Genomic DNA, 15,828 nt, shown 5'->3' with positions numbered 1-15,828 from the left:
GAACGCGCCTAGGGGAGAGTAACGACTGCGGCGGCGTAGACGAGACCCGCCCCGAACCCGATGATCAGGGCCAGGTCCCCGCTGTGGGCCTCACCGCTCTCCAGCATGCGCTCCATCGCCAGCGGGATGGAGGCGGCGGAGGTGTTGCCGGTCTCGGCGATGTCGCGGGCGACGGGCACCGAATCCGGCAGCTTGAGCGCCTTGATCATGGCATCCGTGATCCGCATGTTGGCCTGGTGGGGGATGAACGCGCCGAGCTGGTCGGCGGTGATCCCGGCGGCGTCCAGCGCCTGCTGGGCCACCTTGGCCATCTCCCACACGGCCCAGCGGAAGACCGGCTGGCCGTCCATCTTCAGGGCCGGCCACTTCGTCTCCTCGCCCGCGCCGTTGACGGCGTCGGACTTGGCGAAGGCGGTGTCCCAGGCCTGGGTCTGGGTGATCAGCTCGGCCTGCGAGCCGTCCGAGCCCCAGATCAGCTTGCCGATGCCGGGCGTGTCGGACGGGCCGACGATCGCGGCGCCGGCGCCGTCGCCGAAGATGAAGGCGGTGGAGCGGTCCGACTTGTCGGTCAGGTCGCTGAGCCGCTCGACGCCGATGACCAGCACGTACTCGGCGTTGCCGCCGCGGATCATGCCGTCGGCCAGGCCCAGGCCGTAGCCGAAGCCGGCGCAGGCGGCCGAGATGTCGAAGGCCGGGGCGGTGCCGCAGCCGAGCCGCTCGGCGATCTCGGTGGCGATCGCGGGGGTCTGCTTGAAGTGCGAGACGGTCGAGACGATCACGCCGCCGATCCGGTCGGCGGTGATCCCGGCCTGGGCGATGGCCTTGCCGGCCGCCTGGACCGACATCTCGGCGACGGACTCGTCCGGGCCGGCCCAGCGGCGCTCGGCGATACCGCTGCGGGTGCGGATCCACTCGTCCGAGGAGTCGATCCACTCCAGGACCTCGGAGTTGGGGACGACCCGGACCGGACGGTAGCCGCCGACGCCGTGGATGCGCGCGTACTGCGCGCCGTTCACCGGGCGGATCTGGGGCTTGGTCATGCCTGGGTCTCCTGCTCCTGACCGCCGTGCTCCGCGACGAGCGCGCGGGCCTTGTCGAGATCGGCGGGGGTCTTGAGGGCGAGCGTGGCCACACCCTTGAGGTTGCGCTTGAGCAGCCCGGTGAGGGTGCCCGCGGGGGACAGCTCGATCACGGCCGTCGCGCCCAGCTGCCCGAGGGTCTCCATGCAGAGGTCCCAGCGGACGGGGTTGGAGACCTGCGACACCAGGCGCGAGAGCACCTCGGCGCCGGACTCCACGACCGCGCCGTCCTTGTTGGAGACGTAGCGGACCAGCGGGTCGGCCGCGGTCAGGGTCGGGGCCAGCTTGGCCAGCCGCTCGACGCCCGGGGCCATGTGCTCGGTGTGGAAGGCGCCGGCCACCTTGAGGGTGATCAGCTTGGCGCGCTCCGGCGGGTCCGCCTTCAGCGCCTCCAGCTGGGCCAGCGTGCCGGCGGCGACGATCTGGCCGCCGCCGTTGTTGTTGGCCGCGGTCAGGCCGTGCTCGGCGAGCTTCGCCGCGACCTCCTCCGACTCGCCGCCGAGCACGGCGAGCATGCCGGTCTCGGTGACGGCGGCGGCCTCGGCCATGGCCTGGCCGCGCTCGCGCACGAAGGCCAGCGCGTCGTGGGCGGTGAGCACCCCGGCGCCGGCGGCGGCGGTGATCTCACCGACGCTGTGGCCGGCCACGGCGCCGACCAGCTTGCGGGCGACGTCCTCGTCCGGGAACAGCTCCCGGGCGGTCACCAGACCGGCGGCGACCAGCAGCGGCTGGGCTACGGCGGTGTCCTTGATCTCCTCGGCGGACGCCTCGGTGCCGGCGTGCACCAGGTCGAGCCCGGCGACCTCCGACCAGCCGCGCAGGCGGTCGGCGACGCCGTCGAGCTCCAGCCAGGGGCTGAGGAAACCGGGGGACTGGGCACCCTGTCCAGGGGCGACGATTACGAGCACGGTTCAACCCTCTCTCGCCAGGCGCCCAGGGGCGGGTAGGCGACGGTAACGAAGAAAACCATCCGGGATTGTATGGTCCCTACACTCCGACTCAGCCGGGCTCTCCGACGGCGCCCAGCCGGCCGAGGGCCAGCGCGATCCGCAGCGTGAACGCCGAACGTACGTCGGAGGGGGCGTACCCCGTGACGTCAGTCACACGTCGCAGCCGGTAGCGCACCGTGTTGGGGTGCACAAAGAGCATCCGGGCCGCGCCCTCCAGCGAGGAGGCCTGCTCCAGGTAGACGCTCAGCGTCTCCAGCAGGGCGGAGCCGGCCTCGTCAAGCGGTGTGTAGATCTCCTCCACCAGCTGACGGCGCGCGGCCTGGTCGCCGGCCAGTGCCCGCTCGGGCAGCAGGTCGTCGGCCAGCACCGGGCGGGGGGCGTCCGGCCAGGCGGCGCAGGCGCGCAGGCCGGCCGCGGCGGCGTGGGCCGAGCGGGTCGCGGAGAGCAGGTCGGGCACGGTCGGGCCGACCACCACCGGGCCCGGCGCGAACTGGCCGATCAGCGCCCGGGCCGCGTGCACCGGCTCCTTGTCGCCGCCGACCACGACCACCAGGCGCTTGCCCAGCACCCCGGTCAGCACGTTCAGCTTGGCGTACCGGGCGGCCCGGCGGATCGCCTCGACCACCAGTTCGCTGTCGCCGTCCGGCGCGCTGCCCATCACCACCCGGACCTGGCTGGGCTGGCCCCAGCCGAGCGCCGCGGCCCGCGAGAGCACGCCCTCGTCGGCGTCGCCGGACAGCAGCGAGTTGACCACCAGCGCCTCCAGGCGGGCGTCCCAGGCGCCGCGCGCCTCGGCGGCCTGGGCGTACACCTGGGCGGTCGCGAAGGCGATCTCCCGGGCGTAGACCAGCACCGACTCGCGCATGTCCGCCTCGTCGCCGGGCGCGGCCACCTCCTCGATGGCCTCCTCCATCACCTCGATCGTGGTGCGGATCAGCTCGACGGTCTGGCGCAGGGTGATCGCCCTGGTCAGCTCGCGCGGGGCGGTGCCGAAGACGTCGGTGGAGATCGCCTGGGCGGCGTCGGGGTGGCGGTACCACTCGGTGAACGCGGCGATGCCGGCCTGGGCGACCAGGCCGATCCAGGACCGGTGCTCCGGCGGCATCCGCCGGTACCAGCCGAGCTGGTCGTCCATCCGCGAGATCGCGGCGGTGGCCAGCTTGCCGGAGGACTTCTCCAGCCGCTTGAGCGTCGCCGCCCGGCGCTCGGCGCGCTCGGCGGCGTTTCTGCGCTCCTGCGCGGTCAGGCGGGGCGCCGCGCGGCCCGGGCGGTCGCGGCCCGACCGGGCGGTCGGGCTCTTCCCGGTGGGGTCGGGTGCGGGGCTGGAGCTGGGGTCGTTCGTGGAGTTCGTGGAGGCGGCTGGCACAAGGACAAGACTGCCTCACGTGAGTGACTGCTCGTGCACAATCCCCGGCGGAGCGGCACGGTGGCAAGAGTCACACTCCGACGCCCACCCACTACGGTGGGGGCGTGACCGAAGCCGCCGCCCGCCCCCGTGCCGACCTGCGCCGCACCGCCGAGCGCTACCGTTCCGCCCCGGCCGAGGGCGTCGAGACCAGGCACGCGTTCTCCTTCTCCGGCCACTACGACCCGAAGAACACCCACTTCGGCGCGCTGCTCGCGTGCAACGAGGAACTCCTCGCCCCCGGGGCCGGGTTCGAGGAGCACAAGCACCGGGACACCGAGATCCTCACCTGGGTGCTGGAGGGCGCGCTGGCCCACCGGGACTCGCAGGGCCACAGCGGGGTGGTCCGGCCCGGGATGGTCCAGCACCTCAGCGCCGGCTCCGGCGTCACCCACACCGAGCGCAACGTCGGCGGCGCCACCGGTCCGGTCCGCTTCGTCCAGATGTGGCTCCAACCCGACGAGTTCGACGCGCCACCCGCGTACGGTCTGCGCAAGGTGGAACCGGCGGACGGCGGGTTGACGCTGCTGGCCTCCGGGCTGGAGCGCGACGCCGGGACGGACGCCCTGCGGCTGCGCCGCGGCGACGCCGCGCTCTGGCTGGCCACCGCCGGGCCGTGGCAGCCGCTGCCGCCGCTGCCCGAGGCGCCCTGGCGGTACGCGCACCTGACGGCCGGCTCGCTGGGCTACCGGACCGTCCCCGGGCCCAAGGGCGCCGGCCGCTCGATGGTGCCGGGCGACAGCGTACGGATCACCGGTGAGGCCTTCGCCGACCCGGCGGCGGGCGAGACCGGCGCCGAACTCCTGCTCTGGGAGATGCACTCGCCGGTCTCGTACGGCTAGCGCCGGCCGTACGGCTCGGCTCAGCCCTTCGCGAGCTCTCCGAGGACCGCGTCCGAGAAGGCCGGCCAGGCCTCGACCGCCCACGGGCCGAAGTCCCGGTCGGTGAGCGCGACGCAGGCCACGCCGGCCCGCGGGTCCACCCACAGGAAGGTGCCGGACTGGCCGAAGTGCCCGAAGGTCCCGGGGGAGTTGGCGGAGCCGGTCCAGTGCGGGCTCTTGCCGTCGCGGATCTCGAAGCCGAGGCCCCAGTCGTTCGGGCGCTGGTGGCCGTAGCCGGGCAGCACGCCGCTGGTGCCGGGGAAGGCGACCTCGCGGGTGGCCCGCAGGACGGTGGACGGGTCCAGCAGCTTGGGCGCCTGCAGCTCGGCGGCGAACCGGGCGAGGTCGGCGACGGTGGACAGGCCGCCGGCGCCGGCCGGGGACTTGTGCGCGGTGTGGAGCAGGGTGTCCGTCATGCCCAGCGGCTCGAACACCGCCTCGGCGGCGTAGCGGGAGAACTCGATCCCGGCGGCCTCGGACAGTGCCCGGGCCAGCGCGTCGAAGCCCGCGTTGGAGTAGAGCCGGCGCTTGCCGGGCTCACCGAACACCCGGTCCTCGTCGAAGCCCAGGCCGGAAGTGTGCGCGAGCAGGTGGCGGACGGTCGCCCCGGGCGGCCCGGCCGGGTCGTCCAGCTCGAACACGCCCTCCTCGACGGCGACCAGCGCCGCGTACGAGGTGAGCAGCTTGGTGACCGAGGCGAGCGGGAACAGGTGCTGCTGCGGCCCGTGCGCGCCCAGCACCGCGCCGTCCGCCCCCCGGACCACGGCCGCCGCGGCATGGGGCACCGGCCAGTTCTCGATCATCCGCAAGCTCTCCATGGGCCCGACTCTAGTCGCCGGGAAAACCTCCGGAGAAGGTGGTGGCGGAGCCACCCGGGTAGCGGCTTGCTTGGAGTGCACTCGAAGTCGGTAGCGTCGTTCACGTCGCACAGGACAGGGGGAACGAGCGATGGCCACACCCGAACGCGTCGAGATCGACCTGCGCAGCTGCTCCGAGGTGTTCAGCAGCCCGGCCGGCGATCCGGACCGCTCGCCGCGGCACACCATCAGCGAGGTCGCCGCGGCCAGCGGACTGACCGCCCACACCCTGCGCTGGTACGAGCGGATCGGCCTGCTGGACCCGGTCGGCCGGGCCGCGGGGGGCCGGCGCCGCTACTGCGACGCCGACCTGCACCGGCTGGCCTTCCTGGGCCGGCTGCGGCTGACCGGCATGTCCGTGGCGGACATGCTCAAGTACGTGGACATGGCCCGCCAGGGCGAGCGGACCTACGAGGACCGGCGGCTGCTCCTGGAGGCCCAGCGCGAGGAGGTCCGGCAGCGGATCGTGGACCTCCAGGCCACCCTCGCCGTCCTCGACTACAAGATCGATCTCTATGCCGGGAAGGTCGCCGACGGCACCGGTGCCCCGGTCCAATGCCAGAACATCCGTGTAGAGGAAGAGCAGAGCGCATGACTCAGACCGTCCTTCCCACCGTCGAACTCGGCACCGGAGGCCCGCTGGTGGGCGTCCAGGGCCTCGGCTGCATGGGCATGAGCGAGTTCTACGGCCACACCGACACCGGTGAGGCGCTCGCCACCCTGGACGCCGCGCTGGAGGCCGGCGTCACCCTCTTCGACACCGCCGACATGTACGGCTCCGGCCGCAACGAGGAGCTGATCGGCCCCTTCGTCCGGGCCAACCGGGACAAGGTGGTGCTCGCCACCAAGTTCTCCATCGTGCGCTCCGCGCAGGACGCCTCCGTCCGCGGCATCCGCAACGACCCGGAGTACATCCGGACCGCGGTCGACGCCTCGCTGCGCCGCCTCGGCGTCGACGTGATCGACCTGTACTACATGCACCGCCGCGACCCGGCCGTGCCGCTGGCCGACTCGGTCGGCGCCATGGCCGAGCTGGTGGAGGCCGGCAAGGTGCGCCACCTCGGCCTGTCCGAGGTGACCGGGGCGGAGCTGCGCGAGGCGCACGCGGTCCACCCGATCGCCGCGCTGCAGTCCGAGTGGTCGGTGTTCGCCCGCGACGTCGAGCGCACGGCGGTGCCGGCCGCCGCGGAGCTGGGCGTCGCCTTCGTGCCGTACTCGCCGCTCGGGCGCGGGTTCCTGACCGGCGCCTTCCAGAACGCCGAGGAGCTCCCGGCGGACGACTTCCGGCGGAACTTCCCGCGCTTCACCGGCGACAACGCCGCCGCCAACGGCGAACTGCTCGCCCCGCTGCGGGAGATCGCGGCGGCCCACGGCGTGACGCTCGCCCAGGTCGCGCTGGCCTGGGTGCACCAGCGGGCCGAGGTGCACGGGCTGGCCGTGGTGCCGATCCCGGGCACCCGCAAGCGCAGCCGGCTCGCCGAGAACACCGCGGCGGCGACGCTGCGGCTGACCGCCGAGGAGCTGGCGCTGCTGGAGCCGGTGGCCGGCCGGGTGGCGGGCAACCGCTACGCGGACATGAGCTCGACCTCGGCCGCGCGCGAGTAGCCGGACGCCGACGGCCCGGCGGGGCCGGGGAGTCCGTTCGGCGCTCCCCGGCCCCGCCGCGTCGGGTCAGACCGTACGGCCGGTCCAGGCGGCCAGCCGGGTGTGCACGTCGGCGTCCTCTGCGACCGGCCGGACGGCGGCGAACGGGACGCCCGGCACCCGCCGTTCGGCCGGCAGCGCGGACTCGGCGATGCCCAGCGCGGTCCGCGCCAGGTCGTCGTCCAGGGCGAAGCCGTTGTCCAGGGCGACGGCGATGTCCCAGGAGTGGGTCACCAGTTCCATCAGGTAGCCGCCCACCGCCGCCGCGCCGGGCACCTCGCCCCAGGGGGCGACGGTCGGGCGGCCGAGCTTGGCGTCGTCCGCCCAGGCGGCGGTCACCCGGGCCCGGGCGCGGCCCAGTGCGGCCGGCCAGCCCTCGTCCGAGGGGTCCTCGATGGCGGCCACGACGTCCCGGGCGTTGCCGCCCTCGCCCAGGTAGGCGAACCGGTGGACGCCGCCGACCACGTGGTTCAGCAGCTGGCGCAGGGTGAACTCGGGGCAGGGCGTGGGCCGTTCGAGGTCGGCCGGGGTGATCGTGGCGAACAGCTTCTCCAGCTGGTCGAGGGCACTGCGGTACTGCGGTCGGGCATCCTGGACGGCGGTCATCCGCGCTCAACTCCCTGGTGTCGGGTGGTTCTTCGGGCTCGGAACGCAATCTCCCAGTAAAACCTGACAACTGCCGTCAGGATTACTGGGATTCTTGGTGCATGAAGGCCGACCGCCTGCTCTCGATCCTCCTGCTGCTCCAGACCCGCGGCCAGGTGTCCGCCACCGAACTCGCCGAGCGGCTGGAGGTGTCCGTGCGCACCATCTACCGCGACGTCGAGTCGCTCTCCGCCGCCGGGGTGCCGGTGTTCACCGAACGCGGGCGGCACGGCGGCATCGGCCTGCTGCCCGGCTACCGCACCGACGTCACCGGCCTGACCGCGGACGAGGCCAGGGCGCTGTTCGTGCTCTCCGCCCAGGGCGCGCACAGCGACCTCGGGCTGGACGGCGCGCTCGGCTCGGCGCTGCGCAAGGTGATGGCCGCGCTGCCGGCCCCGCACCGGCCCGGCGCCGAGCGGATCAGCGAGCGGATCCTGGTCGACCCGGCCCGCTGGATGCAGACCCCCGGCGCGGCCGGCCCCGCCGCCGGGCCGGACCTCGGCGAACTGCAGTACGCCGTCTTCGCGGACCGGCGGCTGCGGCTGCGCTACCGGCACGGCGGCACGCCCGCGCCGGTGGAGTACACCGTCGACCCGTACGGGCTGGTGAGCAAGGCCGCGGTCTGGTACCTGGTGGCCGACCTGCACGGCGAGCCGCGGCTGTTCCGGGCCGACCGGGTGCTGGCCGCCGAGACCACCGAGGAGGCGGTGCGGCGCCGGGCCGGGGTCGGACTAGGCGACGTCTGGGCGGTGCTGCGCGAGCAGGTGGAGCGGCTGCCGAAGGACGTGCCGGTGCGGGTACGGGTCCGGCGCGGACGGCTGGACATGTTCCTGCGCATCCACGGCGGCCGGGTCACCGCCCCGCCGCCGGAGCCGGGCGCGGGGCCGGCCGAGGAGTGGGTCGAGGTGGCGATGGCCTTCCCGGCCCCGGCGGCCGTCCGGTCGCTGCTGGCCTTCGGGGCGGAGGTCGAGGTGTTGGCCCCGCCGGCCGCCCGGCGGGAGCTGGCCCGGGCGGCGGCGGACGCCCTGCGGCTGTACCAGGAGCAGGGTGCCTAGGCGCCGGGCGTCCAGGCGCCGGGCCCCTACTGGTTGGGGTTCGGCCGGAGCACGTCCTGGTAGTGGCCGAGCGAGATCGCCGCGAAGTTGTGCAGGCTGTCGGTGCCCCCGCTGAAGTAGCCGTTGTGGCCGACCGCGCGGGCCGAGGAGATCTGCTCGGATCCGAAGCCGCTCGCCGTCGGGTCGGCGCCGTGGCCGAGCCCGCCGACCTCCAGGAACGGCACGTTGCCGATCCAGTCGCTGGGGTTGCGGGTGGCCCAGACGTGCACGCCGGCGCCCAGCTCGGTGGTGCTCTGCACGCCCATGCCCGGGCTGCCGAAGACCATCAGGTCGGTGACGCCGGAGGTGTCGGACGGCGAGGCGGCCGCACGCGGGATGTCCGGAGCGGCGGTGCCGCAGACCACCGAGCCGTACGAGTGGCAGAGCAGCGACGGCGGCGCGTCCGGCCGGGTGGTCTCCTTGAGCCCGGCGAGCAGCCGCTCCAACCGGGGGGCGGCGACGTCGGCGAGCCGGGAGGTGGCCGCGTCCGGGCCGAGGCCGGAGGGGGTGACGTAGCCCGTCCAGGAGATCACGGCGGTCCGGGTGCCCGGCGCCTGGTGCCGCTCCTCGGTGTACAGGGCGCGGGCCATCCCGGCCGGGGAGCGCAGCGGATCGGCGGCCTGGTCGTGGTGGCCGAGGTCGGCGTCCGAGCCGGGGACGAGCACGGAGATCCGCTCGGCGTCGGCGAGGTCGCCCCACACCTCGGTGACCAGGCCGCGGCCGCGCGGGTCGAAGGCCAGGACCTGCCGGTCCGGGGCGAGCAGGTGCTCGACGTCGTTGGCGCGGGAGACGGCCAGCGCGCGGGCGTCGGAGTCCAGCTTTCGGTCCGCGGCGCGGGCCCGGGCCTGGTCGCGCTCGGCGGCCAGGGCGATCCGGTTGGCGCGGTAGCGCAGGTCCAGCGGGGCGCCGTCGTAGTTGCCGACGACCAGCGGGTAGTCCTGGATCAGCCGGTCCAGTTCGGTGGGCGCGAGCGAGGCGAAGAACGCCGCGGCGGCGGCCGGCGTGGTGGTGGCCGGGTCGGGCAGGGAGCGGCCGAAGGAGTGGTCCTGGATCCAGGCGGCGCTGCCGGCCGGAGGCGTGGAGATCGCCAGCTGTTCGGAGGAGACCGCGGCCGCGGCGGCGGAGGCTCCGGCGTCGGCGAGCACCGCGCAGCCGGCGAACGCCCCGATCAGTACCCGCTTCCAGCGTCGACGGTTGCGCACCGCACCAACTCCCTTGGGGCCCGTCACCGTTTCGCGGGCGGTGCCCGGAGGGTGCGATGGTTCTGCTGACTTCCCTGCGCAAGCCTAGGGGGCCCGAAGGGGCGGCGGGAACGCCTAAACTGTGGGATGGATCACATGAACCGGGGGTGTCCTCACGGCGTCTCCCAGTGGTTCGGGCGGTGCGTGCGGCCGGGTGCCACAGGGGCCGGCGGGTGGCGCTCAGGCGTCGAACTCGCGCACCAGGCGCTTCGGCGCCGTCCGCCGCCAGGCCTCGGTGACCAGGTCGTGCAGCTCGTCCCGGTCCACCAGGTCCAGCCGGACGCTCACCCAGCCGTGGCGCCCGACGTACGGGGCGGGGAAGAACACCTCGGGCTCGGCGGCGAGCAGTTCGGCCTGGTCCTCGGGGGAGGCCTTCACGCTGACGCGCTCCCCGTCGGGCGCGCCCATCGCGAAGATCCGGCCGCGGACCCGCAGCGTCTCGATGTCCCAGGTCGGCTCCTGGGCGGCCTCGGGCAGGGCCAGAGCCATCGCGCGGAACTCGTCGAACGTCACCATGGCGGCAGGGTAGGGCAGGGCACCGACAGCGCGCCCCCGGCGCGCGGCACGGCGCACCGGGGGCGGCTCACGCCTGGCGCGCCGTCACACCACGCCCAGCGCGTACGCGGCGAACAGCGCCGCCGCTGCCCCGGCCACCGCCTTGCCGCCCCGGGAGAAGGCCGTCCACGGGCCGTCGAACCGGCGGGTGAAGCAGCCGACCGCCACCAGTACGGCGCCGAACAGCGGCAGCAGCGCCAGCCGGGCGGCCACCCAGCCGAGCGAGTCCGGCGCGGTGGTCAGGCCCGGGACGGCGCCCAGGACGGCCGCGCCCGGCACCGCGACCGCGAGCATCGCGCTCTGGTGCCAGCAGAAGACCGTCATCGCCGACAGGTTGACCACCACGACCGGCAGCCACAGCAGCGGGCGGCGGGTCAGCAGCCGGCCCAGCCGCTCCCGCAGCAGCACCGCGGCGCCGCACTGGAACGCGGCCAGGGCGAGCACCAGCAGGGACGGCGGGTGCGAGTTGGTCCGCGCGGCCCCCGGCACGCCGACCATGCTGGCCGGGTAGTGGAAGACCAGCAGCAGCGCGGCGAACAGCGCCCCGCCGCCGAGCAGCAGCACCCGGGCCGCCGGGCGGCCGAGCCGGCCCTGTGCCCAGAGCACGCCCAGCTGGTAGCCGAACAACCAGCCCGGCAGGATGTTCAGCAGCGCCACCCAGGACGGCACCGCCCCGGCCCACGGCCCGTACCGCAGCAGGTCGACGGCGGCGACCACGAGCACCGGCAGGCCCGCCGACCAGCCGCCGAGCCGGCGCCCGGCGGCCACGCAGAGCGGGGTGAGCGCGGTCAGCCCCAGGTAGACGGCGATGTACCAGAGCGGCTGCACCACCAGGGTGGCGCCGGTGCGCAGGGTGTCCGCGGGGACGCCGAGCGCGGGCAGCAGCGGGACCAGTGCCGCCCAGACGGCCGCCACCCCGAGCACCGGGCGCAGCAGCCGGACGGTACGGGCCCACAGCCAGTCGCGGGTCCGCAGGCCCTTGGCCCGGGCGCGCTCCAGCGAGCGGACCGAGGAGTGGCCGCCGACCAGGAAGAACACCCCGAGCATCTGGAGCACCCAGCTGAGCGGGGCGAAGAAGCCGAGGGTGGAGAGCGGGCTGGCGTTGTGCAGGGCGCCGTCGGGGGTGCGGGTGAAGCCGCCGAGCATCCAGTGCCCGACGGGTACGGCGAGCAGGGCCAGGGCGCGCAGCCCGTCCAGGGCGCGGTCGCGGTCGGCCGGGGTCTTCGCGTCGACGCGGGCGGCGGCGCGGCGCAGGGCGGTGAGCGGGCTGGGGGTGGTGGTGCCGGCCATGGCGTGGTGTTCCTTCCGGTGCGGGCGGTCAGGCGTGGCCGAGCGCGACGTCGGCGTAGGCGGCGAGGGAGGCGGTGCCGGGGGCGAAGTAGCCGGTGTGGCCGTGGGATCCGGTCGCGGGCAGCGGGCGGGCCCCGAAGCCGGGGGTGGTCGGGTCGGCGTCGTGGCCGAGGCCGAACAGCCGGACGTTGGGCACCTCGCCGATCCAGTCGGAGCCGTTGCGGGCGGTGGCCCAGAGCGGGACGCCGGGGTCGAGGTCGGCGGCCGAGTCGACGCCCATGCCGGGCGAGCCGAGCACCACCACGCCGGAGGCCTGCGCGGGCGTGGGGCGGGCCAGGCCGCAGACCACGGAGCCGTAGCTGTGGCAGAACACGGTGGGCGGGGCCTGCGGGCGGGTGGTGACGGCGAGTCCGTCGAGCAGCCGGGTGAGGCGCGGGGCGCCGGCCCGGGCCAGGTCCTCGGTGGCGGCGTCCGGGCCGAGGCCGAGCGGGGTGGTGTAGCCGGCCCAGGCGATCACGGCGGTCTGCCCGCCGGTGGCGTCCAGGAGGGCGCGGGCCATGCCGGCGGGGGTGCCGTACGGGTCGGAGGCGCGGTCGAAGCGGAGCAGGTCGATGTCCGAGCCGGGGACGATCACGGCGGTGCGGTGGGCGGTGGCGAGGTCGCCGTACACCTCGGCGACCTGGCCGCGGCCGCGCGGGTCGAAGGCGAGGACCTGGCGGCCGCCGTCCAGCAGGGCGCGGTAGCGCTCGGCCCGGGTGCGGGCGGCCGCGTGGTCCTGCGGGGTGAGTGCGGGGTCGGTGGCCCGGGCGAGTTCGCGGGTGCGTTCGGCGGCCAGGGCGAGGGCGTTGGCCCGGTACCGGAGGGCGACCGGGGCGCCGTCCAGGTTGCCGACCACCAGCGGGTGCCGGGCGGCCAGGGCCTCCTGCGTGGCCGGGGCCAACCCGGCGAAGAACGCGGCGACCAGGGCCGGGGCGGCGGTGGCCGGGTCGGGCGGCCGCACGCCGAGCGAGGTGTCGGCGGTCCAGGCGGCGCTGCCGGGCGGCGGGCCGGTGACGGGGGTCTGGGTGTCGGCGGCCCAGCCGCCCGTGCCGAGCGCCACCGCCAGTGCCAGCGCGGTGGCGGCGATCGCCCGCCTGGTCCGGAACCTGCGCATGTCCGTGCTCCCCCTCGTCGGCGCGGCCGCCGAGTCGGTTCGGCGTCCGGTGGAGAGGAAGGTAGGAACGCGACGGCCCCGCGGACGTCACACCGCGGGGCCAACTCCCGGGTGCTACCCGGGTATCAGGGGGGTCGCCCGAGCGGGCGGGCACGAGCTACTGACCCGGTGTCACCAGGCCCGACTCGTAGGCCAGGACGACCGCCTGGGCGCGGTCGCGCAGGCCGAGCTTGGCGAGGATCCGCCCGATGTGCGTCTTGACGGTCTGCTCGGCGAGCACCAGTCCGGCGGCTATCTCCTGGTTGGACAGGCCGCGGGCGATCAGCTCCAGCACCTCGGTCTCGCGCGGGGTCAGGCCGTTGAGCCGCACCTTGGGGTCGCGGCGCTTCGCCGGGCGGGTGCGGGCGAAGTCCTCGATCAGCCGGCGGGTCACCGAGGGGGCGAGCAGCGCCTCGCCGGCGGCGACCACCCGGACCGCGGCGATCAGGTCGGCCGGCGGGGCGTCCTTGAGCAGGAAGCCGCTGGCCCCGGCGCGCAGCGCCTCGTACACGTAGTCGTCCACGTCGAAGGTGGTCAGCATCAGCACCTTGGGCCGGTGGGCGCCGGGCACCTCGGGGTCGAGCAGCCGCCGGGCCGCCTCCAGGCCGTCCATGACGGGCATCCGGACGTCCATCAGCACCACGTCCGGGTGGGTGCGGCCGTTGACCTCCAGGGCCTGGGCGCCGTCCGCCGCGTCCCCCACCACGTCGATGTCGCTCTGGGCGTTGAGCAGGGCCGCGAAGCCGGCGCGCACCATGGCCTGGTCGTCGACGATGATCACGCGGATGGTCATGCGGTGGTCTCCCGGGGGTTGTCGGGGCTGTCGGGGCGGTCGAGGGGCAGGGCGGCGGCCACCTTGAAGCCGCCGTCCGGCAGCGGACCGGTGTCCAGCCTGCCACCGACCAGCCGGACGCGTTCGCGCATTCCGACCAGCCCCTGCCCGGTGCCCTCCACCGAGGCCTCCAGCGACTCGGTGTGTTGCGGCGGGGGCGCGTTGACCACCGTCACCAGCAGCGCCGGGCCGTCCGTGGCCAACGAGACCCAGGTCCGCGCGCCGGGGGCGTGCCGCACCACGTTGGCCAGCGCCTCCTGCACGATCCGGTACGCGGACAGCCCGACGGCCTGCGGCACCAGGTCCGCCAGGTCCGCCGCGTCCGGCTCCAGGGTCAGTTCGGCCGGCACCCCGGCCCGGCCCACCGTCTCGACCAGCTGGGCGAGTTGGCCGACCCCGGGCTGGGGCGCCCTGTCCCCGCCGGACTCCTCGCTGCGCAGCACGCCGAGCAGCCGGCGCATCTCGGCCAGCGACTCGCGGGCGGTGCCGGCTATCGCGGTGAACTCCTCGGCGGCCTCGTCCGGTACGCCGCCGATCCGGTACGGCGCGCTGGCCGCCTGCACCGCGATGACCGACATGTGGTGGGCCACCACGTCGTGCAACTCCCGTGCGATCCGGGCGCGTTCCTCCAGCAGCGTGCGGCGTTCGCGTTCGACCTCGCTGATCTGCTCCTGCTCGGTGAGCAGTCGGCGGGCCACGGCGCGGTCCCGGACGGCCCAGCCGAGCAGCAGCGCGGCGCCGCTGAGTGCGATCAGCAGCACGGTGGTGCCGTCGCCGGGTCGGGGCAGGCCGAGGGTGGTGGTGACCACGGTGAGCAGGACGGTGGCGACCCAGACCGAGACCAGGGTGGCCCGGCTCTCCCGCAGCGCGAGGGCGAGCAGCAGGAAGACGTACGCGATGATCATCGGAGCCGTCCACGGCCAGCTGCCCATCGCCTGGTGGTGGCGGGCGGTGATGGCGGCGGTGGCGACCAGGCTGGCGGCGCTGATCCACCAGGCGGCCAGCGGCCGGGTGACGGCGAGGAACAGCGGCGTGGTCTGGGCGACGGTCAGCGCGCCGGCCACCGGCACCGCCAGGTCGTAGAAGTCGACCAGGTTGACGATCCCGGTGGGGATCAGCGAGGCCTGCAGGATGATCACGACGATGTACGGGAGCCGGCGCACCCAGCGCCGGCGGGAGTCCCCGAGCAGCGGGGTGTGGTCCTCGCTCGGGGTGGTCAGGTGGTGCCGCAGGGTGCGCAGTTGGCGCAGCGCGAACCCGCGGCCGTCGGCTCTGGTGGGCGTCTTCATCGGGGGCCACCCTAGGCGGCCGGGCCCGTGTCGGGCGTCGGACTGGAGCGCGAACTTCCGGGTGGTACCGGGGTATCGGGTGATACCCCGGTATGACGGGCGGGGCCCGGGCGGTGCTACGGGTGGGTGGTTGCCACGGGTGGGTGGTGCTACGGGCGCCAGTGGCCGGCCAGGGCGGGGCCGAGCTGGTCGAAGTAGCGCTCGATCACCGCGACCATGCCCTCGGGGCCGGCCGGCTCGCGTTCGACGCTCCAGGCCAGGTGGGCCGAGCGCAGCAGGCTGGCGAAGACGGCGGCGAGCACGGCCGGGCGCAGGTCCTCGGCCGGGTCCAGGCCCTCGCGTTCGGCGAGCACCTGGATCACCACCTGCTCCTGCTCGGTGACCCGGCGCAGGTGGGCGGCGAGCAGCGGGGGCGTCTCCTCGATCATCCGCATGAGTTCGAGGGCGCTGTGGATCGAGTCGGGGCCGGAGGCCTCCGCGCTGCCGAGGTCGAGCCAGGCCTTGACGATCGCGGCGCGCAGGGCCTGGAGCGGGGTCTCCTCGGCCGGGCGGCGGCGCAGGCACTCGATGAAGTAGTCCTCGGCCACGGCCATCACGGCGAGCGCGACCTCGTCCTTGTTGGCGAAGTAGCGGAAGAAGGTGCGCTGGGAGACGTCGACGGCGGAGGCGATCTCGTCGACGGTCGTGTGGGCGAAGCCCTGCCGGAGGAAGAGCACGTGGGCGGCCTGGATCAGGGCGTCCCGGGTCTGCTGCTTCTTGCGCTCGCGCAGCCCCGGTGTGCGGGCGGGGCCCTCCGGGGCGTCGGTGGTGCGGGGGGCGTGAGCGGCCATGGCGGGGGCCTTCCGGAGCGCGGGGTGTGGCGGGTGGGAGCACA

The 15,828-nt window shown here is 74.9% G+C and carries 16 protein-coding genes; 4 read left to right on the top strand and 12 right to left on the bottom strand.

Annotated features, from left to right (window positions below):
- Nucleotides 1–8: 8 nt before the first annotated feature.
- The 3 genes from ACZ5OX_RS04465 to ACZ5OX_RS04455 form a co-directional block, all read right to left on the bottom strand.
- On the bottom strand, nucleotides 9–1,040 hold the full coding sequence (locus ACZ5OX_RS04465) for a beta-ketoacyl-ACP synthase III (protein WP_449789149.1): 1,032 nt from the start codon (nucleotides 1,038–1,040) through the stop codon (nucleotides 9–11).
- Nucleotides 1,037–1,987 (bottom strand): ACP S-malonyltransferase, encoded by a 951-nt coding sequence (locus ACZ5OX_RS04460; protein WP_465628679.1) that lies wholly within the window; start codon nucleotides 1,985–1,987, stop codon nucleotides 1,037–1,039. The genes ACZ5OX_RS04465 and ACZ5OX_RS04460 overlap by 4 nt, the downstream gene beginning before the upstream one ends.
- Before the next feature lie 91 nt (nucleotides 1,988–2,078).
- On the bottom strand, nucleotides 2,079–3,275 hold the full coding sequence (locus ACZ5OX_RS04455) for a PucR family transcriptional regulator (protein ID WP_392870105.1): 1,197 nt from the start codon (nucleotides 3,273–3,275) through the stop codon (nucleotides 2,079–2,081).
- 224 nt (nucleotides 3,276–3,499) lie between these two features.
- Between ACZ5OX_RS04455 and ACZ5OX_RS04450 the strand changes: the two genes are divergently transcribed.
- On the top strand, nucleotides 3,500–4,276 hold the full coding sequence (locus ACZ5OX_RS04450; protein WP_465628678.1) for a pirin family protein: 777 nt from the start codon (nucleotides 3,500–3,502) through the stop codon (nucleotides 4,274–4,276).
- Between the two features lie 20 nt (nucleotides 4,277–4,296).
- On the opposite strand, the gene ACZ5OX_RS04445 is transcribed toward ACZ5OX_RS04450, so the two are convergent.
- Nucleotides 4,297–5,133 (bottom strand): serine hydrolase domain-containing protein, encoded by an 837-nt coding sequence (locus tag ACZ5OX_RS04445; RefSeq protein ID WP_465628677.1) that lies wholly within the window; start codon nucleotides 5,131–5,133, stop codon nucleotides 4,297–4,299.
- 130 nt (nucleotides 5,134–5,263) lie between these two features.
- Between ACZ5OX_RS04445 and ACZ5OX_RS04440 the strand changes: the two genes are divergently transcribed.
- Entirely contained in the window at nucleotides 5,264–5,767 is a 504-nt protein-coding gene (locus ACZ5OX_RS04440) for a MerR family transcriptional regulator (RefSeq protein WP_449789153.1), read from the top strand.
- Nucleotides 5,764–6,777, top strand: a complete 1,014-nt coding sequence (locus ACZ5OX_RS04435) for an aldo/keto reductase (RefSeq protein WP_465628676.1) — start codon at nucleotides 5,764–5,766, stop codon at nucleotides 6,775–6,777. Before ACZ5OX_RS04440 ends, ACZ5OX_RS04435 begins: the two co-directional genes overlap by 4 nt.
- Before the next feature lie 66 nt (nucleotides 6,778–6,843).
- Here the strand turns inward: ACZ5OX_RS04435 and ACZ5OX_RS04430 are convergent, their stop codons facing one another.
- Nucleotides 6,844–7,422 (bottom strand): TIGR03086 family metal-binding protein, encoded by a 579-nt coding sequence (locus tag ACZ5OX_RS04430; RefSeq protein WP_465628675.1) that lies wholly within the window; start codon nucleotides 7,420–7,422, stop codon nucleotides 6,844–6,846.
- A gap of 101 nt (nucleotides 7,423–7,523) precedes the next feature.
- On the opposite strand from ACZ5OX_RS04430, the gene ACZ5OX_RS04425 reads away from it, so the two are divergent.
- The gene (locus ACZ5OX_RS04425) at nucleotides 7,524–8,516 is read left to right on the top strand and encodes a helix-turn-helix transcriptional regulator (RefSeq protein WP_465628674.1); all 993 of its coding nucleotides are present in this window, start codon (nucleotides 7,524–7,526) and stop codon (nucleotides 8,514–8,516) included.
- Between the two features lie 26 nt (nucleotides 8,517–8,542).
- Here the strand turns inward: ACZ5OX_RS04425 and ACZ5OX_RS04420 are convergent, their stop codons facing one another.
- The 7 genes from ACZ5OX_RS04420 to ACZ5OX_RS04390 form a co-directional block, all read right to left on the bottom strand.
- Nucleotides 8,543–9,757 carry an alpha/beta hydrolase gene (locus ACZ5OX_RS04420; protein ID WP_465628673.1) on the bottom strand — a complete coding sequence of 405 codons (1,215 nt, stop codon included), beginning with the start codon at nucleotides 9,755–9,757 and terminating at the stop codon, nucleotides 8,543–8,545.
- A gap of 219 nt (nucleotides 9,758–9,976) precedes the next feature.
- Entirely contained in the window at nucleotides 9,977–10,312 is a 336-nt protein-coding gene (locus ACZ5OX_RS04415) for an MmcQ/YjbR family DNA-binding protein (RefSeq protein WP_465628672.1), read from the bottom strand.
- Nucleotides 10,313–10,396: 84 nt separating this feature from the next.
- On the bottom strand, nucleotides 10,397–11,641 hold the full coding sequence (locus tag ACZ5OX_RS04410; protein WP_465628671.1) for an acyltransferase family protein: 1,245 nt from the start codon (nucleotides 11,639–11,641) through the stop codon (nucleotides 10,397–10,399).
- Between the two features lie 28 nt (nucleotides 11,642–11,669).
- Nucleotides 11,670–12,794, bottom strand: a complete 1,125-nt coding sequence (locus ACZ5OX_RS04405; protein ID WP_465628670.1) for an alpha/beta hydrolase — start codon at nucleotides 12,792–12,794, stop codon at nucleotides 11,670–11,672.
- Nucleotides 12,795–12,951: 157 nt separating this feature from the next.
- Nucleotides 12,952–13,626 (bottom strand): response regulator, encoded by a 675-nt coding sequence (locus tag ACZ5OX_RS04400; RefSeq protein WP_402409630.1) that lies wholly within the window; start codon nucleotides 13,624–13,626, stop codon nucleotides 12,952–12,954.
- Nucleotides 13,623–14,954, bottom strand: coding sequence for a sensor histidine kinase (locus ACZ5OX_RS04395; protein WP_465628669.1), 1,332 nt, complete (start codon nucleotides 14,952–14,954; stop codon nucleotides 13,623–13,625). Before ACZ5OX_RS04395 ends, ACZ5OX_RS04400 begins: the two co-directional genes overlap by 4 nt.
- A 149-nt stretch (nucleotides 14,955–15,103) precedes the next feature.
- The gene (locus ACZ5OX_RS04390) at nucleotides 15,104–15,784 is read right to left on the bottom strand and encodes a TetR family transcriptional regulator (RefSeq protein WP_449789162.1); all 681 of its coding nucleotides are present in this window, start codon (nucleotides 15,782–15,784) and stop codon (nucleotides 15,104–15,106) included.
- Between the last annotated feature and the right edge of the window lie 44 nt (nucleotides 15,785–15,828).

This window comes from Kitasatospora sp. NPDC032121, from assembly GCF_055580145.1.
Note: the sequence above shows the minus strand (reverse complement) of the source record. Positions and strands in the feature narration are given on the sequence as shown.

Bases quoted from the DNA above. Each gene is read 5' to 3' on its own strand.
- ACZ5OX_RS04465 (WP_449789149.1), bottom strand. From the start codon at position 1,040: ATGACCAAGCCCCAGATCCGCCCGGTGAACGGCGCGCAGTACGCGCGC.
- ACZ5OX_RS04445 (WP_465628677.1), bottom strand. From the start codon at position 5,133: ATGGAGAGCTTGCGGATGATCGAGAACTGGCCGGTGCCCCATGCCGCG.
- ACZ5OX_RS04440 (WP_449789153.1), top strand. From the start codon at position 5,264: ATGGCCACACCCGAACGCGTCGAGATCGACCTGCGCAGCTGCTCCGAG.
- ACZ5OX_RS04435 (WP_465628676.1), top strand. From the start codon at position 5,764: ATGACTCAGACCGTCCTTCCCACCGTCGAACTCGGCACCGGAGGCCCG.
- ACZ5OX_RS04430 (WP_465628675.1), bottom strand. From the start codon at position 7,422: ATGACCGCCGTCCAGGATGCCCGACCGCAGTACCGCAGTGCCCTCGAC.
- ACZ5OX_RS04425 (WP_465628674.1), top strand. From the start codon at position 7,524: ATGAAGGCCGACCGCCTGCTCTCGATCCTCCTGCTGCTCCAGACCCGC.
- ACZ5OX_RS04415 (WP_465628672.1), bottom strand. From the start codon at position 10,312: ATGGTGACGTTCGACGAGTTCCGCGCGATGGCTCTGGCCCTGCCCGAG.
- ACZ5OX_RS04410 (WP_465628671.1), bottom strand. From the start codon at position 11,641: ATGGCCGGCACCACCACCCCCAGCCCGCTCACCGCCCTGCGCCGCGCC.
- ACZ5OX_RS04405 (WP_465628670.1), bottom strand. From the start codon at position 12,794: ATGCGCAGGTTCCGGACCAGGCGGGCGATCGCCGCCACCGCGCTGGCA.
- ACZ5OX_RS04400 (WP_402409630.1), bottom strand. From the start codon at position 13,626: ATGACCATCCGCGTGATCATCGTCGACGACCAGGCCATGGTGCGCGCC.
- ACZ5OX_RS04395 (WP_465628669.1), bottom strand. From the start codon at position 14,954: ATGAAGACGCCCACCAGAGCCGACGGCCGCGGGTTCGCGCTGCGCCAA.
- ACZ5OX_RS04390 (WP_449789162.1), bottom strand. From the start codon at position 15,784: ATGGCCGCTCACGCCCCCCGCACCACCGACGCCCCGGAGGGCCCCGCC.